The sequence below is a fragment of the Saccharothrix sp. NBAS 001 genome (genome assembly GCF_056640475.1).
This window is the reverse complement of the sequence record NZ_CM153251.1, coordinates 3,402,181-3,416,876: the sequence shown is the minus strand read 5'-3', so window position 1 is coordinate 3,416,876 and position 14,696 is coordinate 3,402,181. Positions and strand designations below refer to the sequence as shown.

Genomic DNA, 14,696 nt, shown 5'->3' with positions numbered 1-14,696 from the left:
CGGCACGTGCGGCCCCGGAGGTGATCCCGTCGAAGGCCGTGCGGATCCACCAGGCGGTGTCCATTCGGCGTCGGTGTTCCGGCACAGCTCGGTGTCGTCACTCCCCGCCGACACGAGCGCCTCGCCGTCCGCCTCCGATGGTCCCACCGCCCGCCGCCGTTCGCACCAACCCGACCGGGTGAACACCCGATTGGCAGATTGCGCAGCGTGACCTCCGTGCGGGTGGGCCACGGGCCGGTCGCCGTCAGCGGCCTTCGTCCTCGGTCAGCCGTGCGAGCAGGGCGAACCCGTGCCGGTCCACCGGGACGGCGGTCGCGGACAGCAGGACGACGGCGGTGCCGGCGGCGCGGTCGAGCAGCGCGGCGGCGAGCCGGGCCACGTCCTGGACGGTCGCGCGGAGCCGCCGGCCGGCCCGAGCGCTTCACCGGCCCGCGCCCGCCCCGACCGGGTCGTGCCGATCAGCGCACCGGGCCGCAGGTCGTCCGGCGTCGCGGGGAGGTAGCACCCGGCGAGGCCGACGCGGGCAGGCTCGGCGGCCCCGACCGGTGGGTGCTGATCGAGGCGAGCGGCACGCCGGCCGCCGGGGTCGCACCCAGCGGCAGCAGTTCGCCGAGCGTGGTCGACGGGCGGATCTCCCCGCGTTCGAGCGCGTCGACGTACAGCAGACCGGTGACACCTTTGGAGATCGAGCCGATCTCGTAGTCCGCGTCGAGCGGCGCACCCACGCTCGCCGCCGTCGTTCCGCGCGCCGAGACCGTGGCGGCGGCGACCACCGGGTGCCGGGACCCCGACCGCTCGGCCGACATCCCCGCGAGCCCGACGTCTCCGTGCGCGCCCGTCACAACCGACCACCGGACACGCCGACGAACTCCCGAAAGCCCTTCCCACAACGACGATCCGACCGTATCCGGCACCCTCCCGCCGGGACACGAGCCCTTCGGCTACCGGCGGCGCGACTTTCGGTCCGCTCGCCCGGCGGCGGTGTTCACCGTTGTCGGACGCGCAGGACACCGGTCAGCAGCGGCAGGGTGAACTCCCCGTCGGCGGTCTCCGGGGTGTCGGCGAGGAACGCGCGGATCCGGGCGAGCGTGGCCTCCCGTTCCCGGTCCGGCATGACCAGCACGCCCGCGCGCGTCGCGAGGGTCGCGACGAGGGAGTCCGCGGTGCGGCGCTGCCCGTGCGGGAACTCGGCCTGTTCAGGCGCGCCGAAGCGGGGGAGCGGGCCGGGACCGGGCAGGTGCGCGGTGGCCGTCGCGGCGCGCCAACTGCCCAGCGTGTCACGGGGGCCGATGACCGCGTCGGTGCCGACCTGTTCGAGCCCGGCGACCCAGCCGACCCGGTCGTCCACGACGTTCCACAGTCCGGCCAGGACGCCGCCGGGCGTGAGGACCCGGGCGATCTCGGGTCCCGCGACGGCCATGTCGAACCAGTGCAGGGCGTTCCCGGCCAGCACGGCGTCGACGGACGCGTCCGGCAGCGGGATCGCCTCGGCGCTGCCCGGCAGGGCGCGGACGTCGGGCAGGGCGCGGTGCAGCCCGGCCCGCATCGCGGGATCGGGTTCGACCGCGACGACCTCGATGCCGAGCGCCACCAGGGTGCCGGTGAGCTTGCCGGTGCCGGCGCCGAGGTCGAGCACCTTCCGGCCGGGCGCGGGTTCCAGCGCCCAGCGCACCGCGTCCGGCGCGTAGTCCGGGCGGTGCTCGGCGTAGGCGTCCGCCGCCGCCCCGAACGACAACCGCACGTCCCGTTCCACGCGGTCAACCCTTCCGTGCCGCGAGTTCGTCCTGCGGCTGACGATGTCGGGTCGCCCCGGCCACGATCGCGACCAGGGCGACGCCGGCCACGACGTCCACGACGTAGTGGTGCCCGGTGACGAGGACGACGAACGCGGTGAGGGCGGGGTAGAGCCAGACCAGCCAGGCGGATCGGGTGCGCAGGGCCGTCCACAGGGCGTAGGCGCACCAGGTCGTCCACGCGACGTGCATGCTCGGCATGGCGGCCAACAGGTTCACGCCCGGCCGGGGCACGCGCGAGTCGGCTCCGAAGAGGATGTCGTGCGTGGCCATGTAGTCGACGATCCCGGGTTGGGCGAAGCGGGGAGGGGCCTCCGGGTAGAGGAACACGAGCAGGACGTCCAAGAGCATGATCACCACCAGGACGGTCCGCAGGTGCCCGTAGTGGGTTCGCCGGGCGATGTAGAGCCAGATCAGCACGAGCGGCACGGCCGGCACGCTGAGGCGGTAGAAGTAGCCGGTCAGGTGGATCGCGGCGGGGAGGTCGAGCACCGCGTGGTTGAGCGGCTGCTCGATCGCGATGTGGAGGAACTGCTCCAGGCGCTGGACTTGCAGCGCGTTGGCGGTCGCCGCCGGGTCGCCGCGGTCGACGCCCGCACGGGCCAGGCCGAACGCGAAATACCCGGCGACGATCAGCGGAACTTCCCAGTACCACGCGAAACGCTTGTGCAGGACGGGTAAGAGCGGCATGCGCCGTGACGGTACGTGGACCTCGCCGACGCGCTGCCGCCGGGGCGGCCGGTCATGCCGCGCCGTACATCGCCACCTGGTGGAGGGCCGCGAGCGCGTGATCGACGGGGTGGGGCTGCGGCCGGCCCGAGGAGTCGAGCCCGTTCCACCGTTGCAGGTTCACCGCGACCGACAGCTGCCGCTCGCCGTCGGCGCGGATCAGCGACAGCGTCCCGCCGCCCCACACCGTGCCGCCGTGGCCCCAGAACGTGGGTTTGCCGGGTGCCCCCACCGGGTGCAGGCCGAGGCCGTAATCGATCACCCTGCCCTCCTGGGAGATGATCCGGACGGTCCGCCGCATCTGCGCCAGCGCGGCCGGACCGACGAGTTCGCCCGCGAACAGCGCGCGGTAGAAGCGGTTGAGGTCCGCGACGGTCGAGATCAACGACGCCGACGGCCCCACCCACGACATGTCGTAGACGCTGTAGTCGCGCGGCGGGTCGATCTTGCCGAACCACGCCTCGTAGAGCCGCGAGTGCGGCCCGTCGACGTGCGGTCCGGTGGGCAGCGCGGTGTCCCGGAGCCCGGCGCGCTCGATGACGTCGCGGGTGATGCACTCGTCGGCCGGTGTGCCGGTCACCTGTGTCAGGAGTTCGCCGAGGAGCAGGTAGTTGGTGTTGGAGTAGCAGCCCGGAGTGCTGCCCGGGGTGCCGGTCGCGGGCGCGGCGACGCCCATCGCGATCAGGTCGACGGGGTCGAAGCGGGTGAACCGGAGGTCGTCCAGGCTCTCCGGGCCGGTGTTCGCCAGGTCGGGGTACGCCTTGAGGGACGGGTAGGCGTACGGGAGGTACTCGGCGAGCCCGCTGGTGTGGTCGAGCAGCATCCGGACCGTGATCGCGGCACCGCGCGCGCCGGGGACCAGCCGGGGGAGGTGGTCGCCGATCGGCGTGTCGAGCCCGATCCGGCCGTGCTCGACCTGCTGGAGCACCGCGACGGCGGTGAAGGTCTTGGTGACGCTGCCGACGCGGTGCCGCAGGTCGGCGGTGACGGGGCGGCCGGTGGTCACGTCGGCGACGCCGGCGGCACCGCGCCAGACCTGGTCGCCGGCGCGCACCTCGGCGAACAGGCCCGGCATCCCGGCGCGGCGGACCTCCTCCAACGCGGCGTCCAGCGCCGCCGGGTCCAGCGTTGTCGGGGCCGATGCGGTGCGGTCCAACGGGTTCGTCACGGAACGAGTCCTCTCGAAGTGCTTCGGGGGTTGGATGTCCTCATTATGCACGCGGTGCGTGCATCAGCAAGTGCATAGGCTATGCTGGGGTCGGCGAGAGGAGCGGGATGACGGGCCGCAGGCGTTGGTCGACCGAGGACATCCTGGACACGGCGGCGGAAATGCTGCGCACGAGCGATGCCGAGTCGTTCAGCGTGCGCAAGCTCGCCGCCGCGCTCGGGACCGATTCCTCCAGCCTCTACCGGCACTTCCGCAACAAGACCGAACTGCTGCGCGCGGTCGCGGACCGAATCCTCGTGGCCGCCATGGACGGCTACCGGCCCGAGGGCGACTGGAAGCAGCGCATCACCGCCACGGCGCTGCGCCTGCGGGAGGCTTTCGGGCGGCAGCCCCAGCTCGCCGCCATCTGGGGGCGTTACGCCTCGGGCGGCGCGGGTTCCCGGCTGGTCATGGAAGAGGTGTTGCAGGCGCTGCGCTCGGCGGGCGTGCCCGACGAGCAGGTCCCGGTGCGCTACCACCGGCTCGCGGTCCTGGTCGCCGCGTTGATCGCCGCCGAGGCCGGGGGCCGCGCCCTCACCCCGGTGGAGCAGGAGCAGGGTCTGGAGCAGTTCCGCGTCGCGGTGCTCGGCGCCGACCCCGACCGCTTCCCCGCGCTGGCCCACTTCGCCCGGGACGTCCGACCCCTCGGGGCCGATCGCGACGTCGCCTTCGAGCAGCTCCTCGCCGCCCAGCTCGCCGACGTCGAGGCCGCGATCCCGTGACCCCGGGCCCCGGCGCTACCAGGGCAGGGTGCCCGTGGCGTCGAAGTAGCCCCCGGTGGGGCCGTCGGGACCCACCTGCGCCATCCGCACGATGATCTCGGCACCCTGCTCGACGGTCCGCGTGCCGCGGTTCCCGTTCAGGTCGGTCCTGGTGAACCCGGGCTCGACCGCGTTGATCCGCATTCCCGGGAACGCTTTCGCGTACTGCACGGTGATCATATTGACGGCGGCCTTCGACGCCGGGTACGCGACCCCGGGATAGCGGTAGGCGTGGCTGCCCGGCGTGCTGACGCGGGTCAGCGACGCCAGGCCGCTGCTGACGTTGACCACGACCGGCGCGGCGGAACGTGCCAGCAGCGGCAGGAAAGCGCGGGTGACGCGCACGGTCCCGAAGACGTTCGTCTCGAACGTCCGCCGCATCAGCTCGGCCGTCAGGTCCTCGGCCCCGACCACGTCGCCGGCGCGCCACTCCTCGGCGACACCGGCGTTGTTGATCAGCACGTCCAGCCCGCCGCCGGCCGCGACGGCCCGCACCGCGGCCTCCACGGACGCGTCGTCGGTGGTGTCGAGCCGAACCGTCCGGGCCCCCGCGCGTTCGGCCGCCCGGCGTCCGCGTTCGGCGTCGCGGCTTCCGATGTAGACGGTGTGACCCGCCGCGACGAGCCGCCGTGCGGTCTCGAAGCCGAGACCCTTGTTGGCGCCGGTGATCAGTGTCGTCGTCATGGCCGGACGCTACGAACTGGAGCGCGCACCAGGTCAAGCCCCGGCGCGCGGGCGGAACCGGAAGCGGCCGGACGGCTGACACCGGGTTGGGGCCGAGCGGTCCGCGCTCGACTGGAGCCTTTTGGTGGTGCCGAGGGCGAACTTAAGATCCGGAGACCTCGACACGATCGGAGTGCTCATGTCTCGACGTGCGATCGCAGCGGCGGCGTTGGCCGTGGCCGCGGTGGGTTCCCTGGTCTCCGGCGCGGTCGCTTCGGCCGCGCCGAAGGTGATCTTCCAGGAGAGCGGGTACTGGGAGACGATGGAGGCGTGCAACGCCGTGCGCGAGCAGGTCGGTGCCGATCAGACGCTGGTGGTCCCGACCGGGTACGGGTGCTACCACCGCGACTGGGGCTGGTACTTCCTCCAGGGTCCCCAGTACTGAACCCGGCGCGGGGCGGGGACGTCGGGTCGACGCCACGCCGGGACGCAGGAGCGCGCCGGCCTCCTGCGTCCACTGTGGACTTGAGCGGACGACCGCTGTGGGCTCGCGCGCGGGAGTCCGACCGGTGTCAGGTGCGGCCTGCCGTCCACGCCGCCCACAGTTGCGCGTAGTGGCCGCCGGCCGCGACGAGGTCGCGGTGGGTGCCGTGTTCCACGACCCGGCCTTGGTCGAGCACCACGATCAGGTCCGCCGTCGCCGCCTGGGTCAGGCGGTGTGCCACGACGATCGCCGTCCGGTCGCGGAGCACCCGCGTGGTCGCCTTCTCCAGCAGGCGGGCGCCGCTGCTGCCCGCCTCGGCGGTCGCCTCGTCCAGGATCGCCACCAGCGGGTCGAGCAGGAGCAGGCGGGCCAGGGCCAGTTGTTGGGCCTGCACCACGGTCAGGTCGTGGCCGCCGTCGCCGACGACGGTGTCCAGCCCGTCCGGCAGGGCCCGCACCCAGTCGGCCGCGCCCACGGCGTCCAGCGCGGCCCGGAGTTCGGGTTCGCCGGCCTCGGGGCGGACCAGGCGGAGGTCTTCGGCGAGGGTGCCGGCGAAGACGTGGACCTCCTGCGTCACCAGCGCGACCGTCGTGCGCATGGTGTCGGCGTCGATGTCCTCCAGCGCCACGCCGCCGATCCGCACCGCGCCGCCGGTCGGTTCGTGCACGCCGGCCAGGAGCTTGGCGAGGGTGGTCTTGCCGCCGCCGCTGCCGCCCACCAGCGCCACCGTGGCCCCGGTCGGGACGTCGAGTTCGACGCCGTGCAGGACGTCGTGACCCGGCAGGTAGGCGTAGCGCAGGCCGACCGCCTTCACCGACCCGTCGGACGGGCGGTCGCCCCGGCCGGGGCGCGCCTCGACCGGCATCTCCACCACGCCGACCAGCCGGGCCAGGCTCGCGGTCGCCGACTGGAGGGTGTCGAGCAGGAACAGCACGCCGTTGATCGGGGTGAACAGGTTCGCGAAGTACAGCGCCGCCGCGCTCGCCGCGCCGATCGTCGCCACCTCGCCGCGCACCAGCAGGAACCCCGCGATCAGCACCGCGCCCAGGCCGACCACCTCGGCCAGGTTGAGCCGGCCGAAGAACCGGGTCTGCACCCTGGTCACCGCCACGGCCATCTCGACGCTGCGGTCCACCCGCCGGGCGACCCGCCCGACGTGGTCCGCGCCCAGCCGGAACGCCCGCACGGTCACCGCGCCGCTCAACGAGTCCAGCAGTTGCTGCTGCTCGCCGCCGGCCGCCTCCCGCCGGGCCGCGTAGAGCGGTGCCGAGCGGCCCAGGTACCAGCGGGACGTCCACGCCTGGATGGGCACGGCGAGCAGCGCCGCCGCGCCGAACCGCCAGTCCAGCGCGGTCAGCCCGACCACGGTCAACGCGATCACCAGCGCGGACTGCACGAACTCGGGCACCGCCTCGCGCAGCGCGGTGCTGACCATCGCCACGTCCTCGGTGATCCGGGACGTCAGGTCGCCCGACCCGCCCTGCTCGATGCGCTCCAGCGGCAGGCCCAGCGCGTGCGCGACGAAGTCCTCCCGCAGCGCCGCCAGCACCTGCTCGCCCAGCCGGGAGGTGGCGCGCAGGCCCACGTACGCCAAGGTGCCCTGGGCCAGCGCGATCGCCACGAGTTGCAGCACGGTCACCGTGATCGACCCGCCGGCCACCGCGAGGTCCACCACGCGGCCGAGCAGGCGGGCGGTGAACATGCTCACGCCGGCCGCGCCCAGCAGGCACACCGCCGCGCCGAGCGCCGACCAGCGGTGCGCGGCGATCAGCCGGACCAGCAGCGCCCGCGTCCGCTTCGAGGTGGCGATGGGGAGCAGGGCGGTCACGACAGGATCAGCTCCCGGTAGCGCTCGTGGGTGCGCAGCAGTTCGGCGTGGTCGCCGGACGCGGTGACCACGCCGCCTTCGACGTAGACGACCCGGTCGGCGACGGCGAGCAGCGCGGGGCTGCTGCACAGGACGATGGTGGTGCGGCCGGCGCGGACCTCGCGCACCCCGGCGGCGATGGCGGCCTCGGTGACCGCGTCCACCGCCGTGGTCGGGTCGTGCAGCACGAGCACCGGGGGATCGGCGTGCAGCGCGCGGGCGAGCGCGACGCGCTGCCGCTGCCCGCCCGACAGCGAACGCCCGCGCTCGGTCACGGTCGTGGCGAGCCCGTCGGGCAGCGCGGCGGACATCCGGTCGACCTGCGCCGCGCGCACGGCCACGCCCACGTCGCCGCCGCCACCGGCCAGGACGTTGTCCTCCACGGTGCCCTCGAACAGGTCCGCGTCGTGCGGGGAGACCAGCACGGCCGCGCGCAGCGCGTCCGGCGCGATGTCGGTCAGCGGCGTCCCGTCGAGGGTGAGCCGCCCGCCGTCCGGGTCGGCCTCGCGGCCCAGGAACCGGCGCAGCGCGGTCGCCTCGGCCGGGTCGGCGGTCACCACGCACACCAGTTCGCCCGCCGGCACCGCCAGGTCCAGCCCGGCCAGCCGGCCGCCGGTGACCGAGGCCAGGTCGACCCGCCCGGCCACCGGGCCGAGCGCGTCCGCGCCACCGGTCACGGCGGGCGCGGCGTCGAGCACCTTGGCGATCCGGGTGGCCGACGCGCGGCCGGCCGCGACCGAGGCGGTGATCTCGCCCAGCGTGCCCAGCGGGCCCAGCAGGAACTGCGCCAGGCCGACCGCCGAGACCAGGTTGCCCACGGTGATCTCGCCGGCCGCCGCGAGCCCGCCGCCGACCAGCGCCACCACCGCGAGGAACACCCCGTTCACCGCGATCACCGCGCCCGAGTAGCCCGCTTCGGCCCGGCTGGTGTGCAGGGTCGCGGCCAGCGACGCCCGGCTCACCGCCCGGTACCGGGTCACGCCCGCGCGCTCCGCGCCCAGCCCCTTGACCACCCGCACCCCGCGCACCAGATCGGTGCCGACGCCCGCCGCCTGCGCGGCCTGCTCCTGCTGCGCCGACGCCCGCCGTTCCAGCGGACCGCTCAGCGCCCGCACCAGCAGCATCACCGGGGGCGTCCCGAGCAGGATCAGCAGCCCCAGGGGAACGGACACGAGCAGCAGCGCGACACCGGCCACCACCACGCCCACGACGGCCGCGATGCCGTGCGGGAGCAGGTAGTTCACCATCGCGGTGCGCCGCACGTCGGCTGTGGCGATGCTCACCAGCGCGCCCGGCGGCAGGTCCCGGTCCGCGCCGCCCCGGCCGTCCAGCACGCGCCCGGCCAGCGCGAGCCGCAGCGCCCGGTCCGCGCGCACCCCGGCCAGCAGGCCGACCCGCGCGCCGAAGCGGTAGCACGACGACAGCACCAGGAAGTCCGCCGCGAGCACCACCAGCCAGAACGCCAGCGCGCCCGGGTCGCCGGTGGTGATCGCCCGGTCCAGCACCACGCCGATCAGCAGCGGCACCAGCGCCTCGCCGCCCTGGTGGCCGATGAACAGCGCGGAGGTCGCGGCGATCCGGCCGCGCTGGGCGAGCACGGACCGGCGCAGGACGCCGCCGTCGTCCGGGGAACCAGGTCGGCTCACCCAGTCCTCCCTCGGTTGACTCGGACTGAAGTATGCCTACCCTAACCAATCGCGGCGGTCGGTCTCGACACCGACGTGGCGACGGCGGCCCGGCGGGGGTGCGGGGGGCTAGGCTTGATCGACGGCGCGAGTGCGCCCGGTGGTCGGCGACCAGGGGGTTGATGAACATGGCTGTCCACAGCCGTTTTCAGCGTGCCCTCGTCCGGTCCGCGCCCTTCTAGCGCGCACCGGGTCGTTCAACCGACCAGGAGCATTCCCATGTCCCACTTCGCGGTGGCCGATCTGACCACCGACCGCCTGATCCTGCGCCCGTGGACGCCCGAGGACGTCGACGCGGTGGTGGCGGGCGCGCGTTCGCCGCACTGGGCGGCGGACTTCCCCGCCGAGGGCGACCTCGTGATCGCCGGGCTGTTCGCCGAGCACCCCGGCTGGTACGGCCCGTACGGGCACCGCCTGATCGTCGAACGCGCCACCGGCCTGGTCGTCGGGTCGATCGGGCTGTTCTGGCCGCCGCGCGACGAGGCGGTCGAGATCGGGTACGGCGTCGTCGCGTCCCGGCGCGGGCGCGGGTTCGCGTCCGAGGCGACGCGGTGCCTGGCGGCGTTCGCGTCGGCCGCGCCGGGCGTCCGCCGGGTCCACGCCACCGCGGACCCGGCGAACCCCGCGTCGATCAGGGTGTTGGAGAAGTGCGGTTTCCGGCGCGTGCCGGCGGACGACGCGTCCGGCACGGCCCGTTACGCCACTCCGTAGCCCCGCGCGGCTCGGCGGCCCCGCGCCGCCGAGCCGCCGCGGGCTAGTTCGTCACCTGCCAGTAGTCGTTGGCCGACGGCAGCGAGAACGACAGCCCGCCGCACCCGAGACTGGCGCTGGACACGCTGCCCGGCGGCGTCACCGACGAGTTGGCGGTGGTCAGCAGGCTCCAGGTGCCGCCGACGTTGATCGAGATCCCGGCCGCCGCGAACAGGGTGCCCGAGGTCTCCGCGCAGTAGTAGCCCTCCCCGGTCGCCGAGTTGTACTCGGTGTAGACCTCGAACATGCTCCACCCGCCGCCGGGGTTGGTGAGCTTGCCGGCGTCGGCGCTGGTGAACAGCGCGTCCCAGTACCCGGTGGAGTAGTTGAACAGGTAGGCCGTCCACGAGTTCGTGACGGGGTCGGTCTGGACGTCCTTGATCGTGTAGGCGGGCGGGCCGAGGTGGGTGTCGGAGTAGGCGCTGAGGAAGGCGGCGTCCATCCAGGCCACCGCGGCGAAGCCGGGCGAGGCGGCGCACCAGTCCCACGCGCCGACGCCGTTGCCGCCCCGCCAGTAGAACGTGGTGACCTCGATGCAGGTCTTGCCGCTGGGGTCCAGCGTCGGCGCGTACACCACGTCCGGGTTGCCGGGCGGGATCGTGATCCCGGGGTTGATGGTGTGCGTGGCGATCGCGCCGTCGGAGTTGACGTTCGGGAACGCGCCCCACACGGCGTGCAGCGCCCCGCTCCACGGCGGGATGCTCGTGGCGCCGACGGGGTTCCCGGCCTGGGCCGGTCCGCTCGCGCGGGTGGCGTGACGGGCTTCGCCGCGCTTGCGGAACTTCTGGTCGAGTTCGGACCCGGCGACCGCCCGTGCCGCGTCACCGCGCAGCGCGGGCACCAGCCGGCCGCTGGTCGGCGAGTCCGGCCGGGCGACCTTGGCAGCCTTGTCCACTGTGGATGGAGCGGTCGGCACGTTCGCGGTGGCGGGTGCGACGGAGGTCAGCAACGCGCCCAGGGCGAGCAGCGCGACGACGACCCGGCGCGCCGGCGAACGGCGTAACCGGGACGGTGGAGGAGCGGGCGGTGAAGAAGGAGACGGCATTGCGACAGTCGTCCTCTCGATAGGCGAACTGGCTCACCGCAGACGAAGAAGGACGCAAGCGACACGTTTCGGTGTCCCCCCAAGGACATTGCGGTACTCGCAGCCTGCTCCACGCCGGCGATCGCGGCCATAGGGCAACTGGCCGCCGGCATCGGTGATCAACATGACATTGAGACGACTGTCGAATTGTGGTACAAACCACAGTGCTTTCCCGGTGGTTCGGGTTCGCGCGGCCCACGCCCGGTCGAGGGGCGCTAGCCTCGGCGCATGGGAAGGTATGCCGTCTCCGCCGTCATCCTGCTGACCGCACTCCTCGGCGTCGTGGCACCGACCGCGGGTGCCGCTCCCGCGGAATCCGGGCCGGTGAAGCACTGCGCGTTCACCCCGACCCCGGACAACCCGGCGGCCAAGCCGGTCCGCCCGCCGCGCGCCACCGCGCCGACCAGGGGCTCCGCGACCTCCGTGCTGCACACCAATTACGGCACGGTCGTGGTCCGGCTGGACCGGTCGGTCGCCGCCTGCGCGGCGCACAACTTCGAGCACCTCGTGCGGAACCTCTTCTACAACAACACCCAGTGCTTCCGCCTCACCAACTCCGCGCGCCTGGGCGTGTTGCAGTGCGGGGACATCTACCGCCAGGAGGAAGGCGGACCCGGCTACAGGTTCGACGACGAGGTGACCGGCGCCGAGACCTACCCGCGCGGCACCATCGCGATGGGCAACCAGGGTCCGGGCACCAACGGCAGCGAGTTCTTCATCGTGCACTCGCACGCCGACATCCCGCCGGTGTACAGCGTTTTCGGCCGGGTCGTGCACGGGATGGACACCCTGGACCGGATCGTCGCGGCGGGCATCGCCGGCGACGCGCAGGACGGGCCGCCCAAGCACCCCGTCCGCATCCTCTGGGCGTTCACGCTGCCCTTCTGAAACTCGGGGCGGTGACCGGCGCGTCCGTCCACACAGGACGGTTACTCGTCGTCACGTGGCACGCCGCCGGTCCGCGACGCGGAGCGCGGAAGGTCGCGGGACTGTCGGGGGTCGAACGTAGGATCGCCGCCATGGAAATCGACACGTGGTGGGGCATCATCGACCGGGCGCGGGCCGCCGTCGGCGACCGGGCGGACGACCGCGACGGCGCGGACGACCCGTTGCCGCAGGCCGTGGTCGAGGTCCTCGCCGCCCTGCCGGCCGAGGAGATCGCCGACTTCGCCGTGACGCACGTCGAAGTGACGGACTCCGCCTACCGCACCGACCTGTGGAACGCCGCCTACCTGGTCGAAGGCGGCTGCGGTGACGACGGGTTCATGGACTTCCGCGACGGGCTGATCCTGCTCGGGCGGGAGACGTTCACCCGCGCCGTCGCCGACCCGGACACGCTCGCCGACCTGCCCGTGGTGGTCGGCATGGGCAACGGCGGCAAGGGCTGGATCGGCTTCGAGGCCCTGGGCTACCTGGTCAAGGACGCGTACCGGGCCGTCCGGGGCGAGACGGACTCGTTGGACGCGGTGTTGGACGCGGCGTTGGAGGCCATGGACCGCCCGGAGCAGCCGGCGGGGGAGCAGTGGGACCCGGAGGACGAGGACGAGACCCGCCGCCGCCTGCCACGGCTCGCCGCGATCTTCGCCGACTGAGGTCCGGGCGTGCCGGGCGGTCGCGGCGAACCGCGCGCCGAGCGGTGCCGGCGCGGCCCGCACGGCGCTTCCCGGCAGGAGCGTTACGAGTCGCGGTCGGCGGCACCCCTCCGCCGCAGGACGCCCCTCGGCGGCAGGAGCAGCCCTCCCAGCGCGATCGCCAGGCACAGGTGGGCGAACCAGTCGCCGAACCGCGTGTACGGGGTCGCACCGGAACCGACCGGGACGTCGGCGACGATCGTGGTGAACGGCCCCGGACCGCCGGTGTGGGCGTCGGCGAGCACCCGGCCCCGGTCGTCGGCGATCATCAGTGCCCCGGTCCGGCCCGACCAGATCACCGCCTGGCCGTTCTCCACCCCGCGCAGCAGCGCCATCCTGCTGTGCTGCCACCCGTTGTCGTCCTCGTCGGACGCCGGGACGGCGAGCAGGCGGGCCCCGGCGGCGGCGTAGGAGCGGCTCGGGTCGGGGAAGTTGACGTCGAAGCAGATCGCCACGCCCGTGCGGCCGTCGGGCAGGAACACGAGGTCGCGGCCCGGCGGGCTGACCGCGTCGTGGTGCTTCAGGTACCGCGACGGGTCGCCGCCGCCCGCCGGGAACGTCAAGGCGTAGTTGAACTTCACGTCCCCGCTGCGGTGGGCGAAGCCGACCACGACGTCGATGCCGCGCGCCCCGGCGGCCTGGCCGATCGTCTCCGCGAGGACCGCCGGGCGGGCTTCGGTCGAGCGGAACGACTGCTCCGGCAGCACGACCGCGCGCACGCCCTCGGGCAGGCTCCGGATCCGCGCGGCGTAGGCGGCGGCCAGGTCGCGGCCCTCGGCGGTCGCCAGGTCCGGTGCCCAGATCCGCTGGTTGGTGGCGATCGCCGCCACTTTCACGGTGGGCGCGTCGTCCCCGGCCAGGCGCAGCGCGCCCGCACCCAGGACCACGACCACGATCCCGAGTGCGACCGCGACCGAACGCCGGTCGCCGGCGGTCGCGAGCGCGGCGGGCAGCAGCACCACCAGGAACTCGACGCCCCACATCCCGGCGACGGCGGCGACCTGCACCACGACCGGCACGTCCGCCTGGTGGTTGGCGAACGTCCCCATCAGGCCCATCGGGTTGGCCACCGACACCAGGTACAGCGCCCCGGTCCACACGGCGGGAGCCGTCAACGCGGCCACCAGCGGCCGTCCACGACGGACGTGGTGGCGGAACGTCCACACCGCGAGCGTGAACACCACCGCCATCCCCACGTCGATCGCGACCCCGACCGGCCACAGCGGCTCGTCGTGCGAACGCAGCTGGAACCCCCAGCTGTTGGCCGTTCCCAGCAGGTAGGCGAGGAACGCGGCGGCGATCGCGGCCCACGCCGGCAACCGGGTCGCGACCAGCAGCACGGGTAACGGCGCGAGCCACGTCAACGCGGCCACCGGGGCGAACCCCGTGCCGAAGAAGAACAACACCGCCGCGCACGTCACGGCCGCCGCGACGCGCCACGCCGGTTCACGCCCGGAGTCCATCGAGCACCCTCCCGGTCGTCCGCTTGCACAACGCGCGGAACTCGTTGTCGGACATGGAGATCCGGTCGCCGTGGTAGAGCTGCACCAGGCCCATCACCGGCGTGGTGAGGGCGAGCGTGGCCTCCAGCGGGTCGTCGGCGCGCAGCACGCCGTCCCGGACGGCCTGCTCGACCGCCTCGAACACCGGCCGGAACGACGGCGACCCGCCGGCGCGGAAGTCCTCCGGGAACCGCCGCGCCCGCTCGCGCCGCTCGGTGACCACGTACCGGTAGAGGTTCGGCCGGCCCAGCGCGAAGTCCAGGAAGTCGTCGGTCAGCCGGTCGAGCCGGGCGGCGAAGTCCAGGCCCTCGTGCCCCCGGCCCCAGTCCCGGGTGATCTCCGCTACAGCGCTGTCCACGGCGGTGCGCAGCAGGGCTTCGCGGTTGGGGTAGTGGCGGTAGGTGGCCATCGCGGTCACGCCGACGTCGGCCGCCACCCGGCGCATCGTCACGGCCTGCGCCCCTTCGGCCAGCAGGATCGCCAGTGCCGCCGACGCCATTCGCTCGGCCGTGGTCCCCTCGGTCATGTCTACAGCGTATA

16 protein-coding genes are annotated in these 14,696 nt (G+C 73.8%); 5 read left to right on the top strand and 11 right to left on the bottom strand.

Annotation, left to right across the window (positions count from 1 at the left end; genetic code table 11):
* Nucleotides 1-244 precede the first annotated feature (244 nt).
* The 5 genes from AC0HI0_RS14450 to AC0HI0_RS14430 all read right to left on the bottom strand — a co-directional run bounded on the left by AC0HI0_RS14450 (nt 245) and on the right by AC0HI0_RS14430 (nt 3,690).
* Entirely contained in the window at nt 245-379 is a 135-nt protein-coding gene (locus AC0HI0_RS14450) for a hypothetical protein (protein WP_480932862.1), read from the bottom strand.
* A 79-nt stretch (nt 380-458) separates the two neighbouring features.
* Nucleotides 459-842 carry a serine hydrolase gene (locus AC0HI0_RS14445; RefSeq protein ID WP_480932861.1) on the bottom strand — a complete coding sequence of 128 codons (384 nt, stop codon included), beginning with the start codon at nt 840-842 and terminating at the stop codon, nt 459-461.
* Between the two features lie 143 nt (nt 843-985).
* Nucleotides 986-1,753, bottom strand: coding sequence for a class I SAM-dependent methyltransferase (locus AC0HI0_RS14440; protein WP_480932860.1), 768 nt, complete (start codon nt 1,751-1,753; stop codon nt 986-988).
* Nucleotides 1,754-1,757: 4 nt separating this feature from the next.
* The gene (locus AC0HI0_RS14435) at nt 1,758-2,483 is read right to left on the bottom strand and encodes a phosphatase PAP2 family protein (RefSeq protein WP_480932859.1); all 726 of its coding nucleotides are present in this window, start codon (nt 2,481-2,483) and stop codon (nt 1,758-1,760) included.
* A 52-nt stretch (nt 2,484-2,535) separates the two neighbouring features.
* Nucleotides 2,536-3,690: a serine hydrolase domain-containing protein gene (locus AC0HI0_RS14430; protein WP_480932858.1), complete on the bottom strand. Its 1,155-nt coding sequence runs from the start codon at nt 3,688-3,690 to the stop codon at nt 2,536-2,538.
* 107 nt (nt 3,691-3,797) lie between these two features.
* Here AC0HI0_RS14430 and AC0HI0_RS14425 point away from each other — a divergent pair, with 107 nt between their 5' ends.
* A complete protein-coding gene (locus AC0HI0_RS14425; protein WP_480932857.1) occupies nt 3,798-4,451 on the top strand; it encodes a TetR/AcrR family transcriptional regulator in 654 nt (217 codons plus the stop codon).
* Between the two features lie 15 nt (nt 4,452-4,466).
* Here the strand turns inward: AC0HI0_RS14425 and AC0HI0_RS14420 are convergent, their stop codons facing one another.
* The gene (locus AC0HI0_RS14420; RefSeq protein WP_480932856.1) at nt 4,467-5,174 is read right to left on the bottom strand and encodes an SDR family NAD(P)-dependent oxidoreductase; all 708 of its coding nucleotides are present in this window, start codon (nt 5,172-5,174) and stop codon (nt 4,467-4,469) included.
* Nucleotides 5,175-5,352: 178 nt separating this feature from the next.
* Between AC0HI0_RS14420 and AC0HI0_RS14415 the strand changes: the two genes are divergently transcribed.
* Nucleotides 5,353-5,598, top strand: a complete 246-nt coding sequence (locus tag AC0HI0_RS14415; protein ID WP_480932855.1) for a hypothetical protein — start codon at nt 5,353-5,355, stop codon at nt 5,596-5,598.
* Nucleotides 5,599-5,725: 127 nt separating this feature from the next.
* Here the strand turns inward: AC0HI0_RS14415 and AC0HI0_RS14410 are convergent, their stop codons facing one another.
* Complete coding sequence (locus AC0HI0_RS14410; RefSeq protein ID WP_480932854.1) at nt 5,726-7,465, bottom strand: ABC transporter ATP-binding protein; 1,740 nt, start codon at nt 7,463-7,465, stop codon at nt 5,726-5,728.
* Nucleotides 7,462-9,150: an ABC transporter ATP-binding protein gene (locus AC0HI0_RS14405; protein WP_480932853.1), complete on the bottom strand. Its 1,689-nt coding sequence runs from the start codon at nt 9,148-9,150 to the stop codon at nt 7,462-7,464. Before AC0HI0_RS14405 ends, AC0HI0_RS14410 begins: the two co-directional genes overlap by 4 nt.
* Before the next feature lie 258 nt (nt 9,151-9,408).
* Between AC0HI0_RS14405 and AC0HI0_RS14400 the strand changes: the two genes are divergently transcribed.
* Nucleotides 9,409-9,900, top strand: a complete 492-nt coding sequence (locus AC0HI0_RS14400; RefSeq protein ID WP_480932852.1) for a GNAT family N-acetyltransferase — start codon at nt 9,409-9,411, stop codon at nt 9,898-9,900.
* 43 nt (nt 9,901-9,943) lie between these two features.
* Here AC0HI0_RS14400 and AC0HI0_RS14395 read toward each other — a convergent pair whose 3' ends face one another.
* Nucleotides 9,944-10,984, bottom strand: a complete 1,041-nt coding sequence (locus AC0HI0_RS14395; protein ID WP_480932851.1) for a hypothetical protein — start codon at nt 10,982-10,984, stop codon at nt 9,944-9,946.
* A 267-nt stretch (nt 10,985-11,251) separates the two neighbouring features.
* Between AC0HI0_RS14395 and AC0HI0_RS14390 the strand changes: the two genes are divergently transcribed.
* Nucleotides 11,252-11,911, top strand: a complete 660-nt coding sequence (locus AC0HI0_RS14390; protein WP_480932850.1) for a peptidylprolyl isomerase — start codon at nt 11,252-11,254, stop codon at nt 11,909-11,911.
* A gap of 131 nt (nt 11,912-12,042) precedes the next feature.
* The gene (locus tag AC0HI0_RS14385) at nt 12,043-12,615 is read left to right on the top strand and encodes a DUF4240 domain-containing protein (protein ID WP_480932849.1); all 573 of its coding nucleotides are present in this window, start codon (nt 12,043-12,045) and stop codon (nt 12,613-12,615) included.
* An 83-nt stretch (nt 12,616-12,698) separates the two neighbouring features.
* On the opposite strand, the gene AC0HI0_RS14380 is transcribed toward AC0HI0_RS14385, so the two are convergent.
* Together AC0HI0_RS14380 and AC0HI0_RS14375 are read right to left on the bottom strand one after the other, a co-directional pair.
* The gene (locus AC0HI0_RS14380) at nt 12,699-14,117 is read right to left on the bottom strand and encodes a nitrilase-related carbon-nitrogen hydrolase (protein WP_480932848.1); all 1,419 of its coding nucleotides are present in this window, start codon (nt 14,115-14,117) and stop codon (nt 12,699-12,701) included.
* Entirely contained in the window at nt 14,101-14,682 is a 582-nt protein-coding gene (locus tag AC0HI0_RS14375; RefSeq protein ID WP_480932847.1) for a TetR/AcrR family transcriptional regulator, read from the bottom strand. The genes AC0HI0_RS14380 and AC0HI0_RS14375 overlap by 17 nt, the downstream gene beginning before the upstream one ends.
* Between the last annotated feature and the right edge of the window lie 14 nt (nt 14,683-14,696).

What these genes read in the sequence shown, in the direction of transcription:
- AC0HI0_RS14390 (WP_480932850.1), top strand. Translation starts at nt 11,252, where the DNA reads ATGGGAAGGTATGCCGTCTCCGCCGTCATCCTGCTGACCGCACTCCTC.
- AC0HI0_RS14395 (WP_480932851.1), bottom strand. Translation starts at nt 10,984, where the DNA reads ATGCCGTCTCCTTCTTCACCGCCCGCTCCTCCACCGTCCCGGTTACGC.
- AC0HI0_RS14375 (WP_480932847.1), bottom strand. Translation starts at nt 14,682, where the DNA reads ATGACCGAGGGGACCACGGCCGAGCGAATGGCGTCGGCGGCACTGGCG.
- AC0HI0_RS14400 (WP_480932852.1), top strand. Translation starts at nt 9,409, where the DNA reads ATGTCCCACTTCGCGGTGGCCGATCTGACCACCGACCGCCTGATCCTG.
- AC0HI0_RS14380 (WP_480932848.1), bottom strand. Translation starts at nt 14,117, where the DNA reads ATGGACTCCGGGCGTGAACCGGCGTGGCGCGTCGCGGCGGCCGTGACG.
- AC0HI0_RS14425 (WP_480932857.1), top strand. Translation starts at nt 3,798, where the DNA reads ATGACGGGCCGCAGGCGTTGGTCGACCGAGGACATCCTGGACACGGCG.
- AC0HI0_RS14435 (WP_480932859.1), bottom strand. Translation starts at nt 2,483, where the DNA reads ATGCCGCTCTTACCCGTCCTGCACAAGCGTTTCGCGTGGTACTGGGAA.
- AC0HI0_RS14415 (WP_480932855.1), top strand. Translation starts at nt 5,353, where the DNA reads ATGTCTCGACGTGCGATCGCAGCGGCGGCGTTGGCCGTGGCCGCGGTG.
- AC0HI0_RS14385 (WP_480932849.1), top strand. Translation starts at nt 12,043, where the DNA reads ATGGAAATCGACACGTGGTGGGGCATCATCGACCGGGCGCGGGCCGCC.
- AC0HI0_RS14420 (WP_480932856.1), bottom strand. Translation starts at nt 5,174, where the DNA reads ATGACGACGACACTGATCACCGGCGCCAACAAGGGTCTCGGCTTCGAG.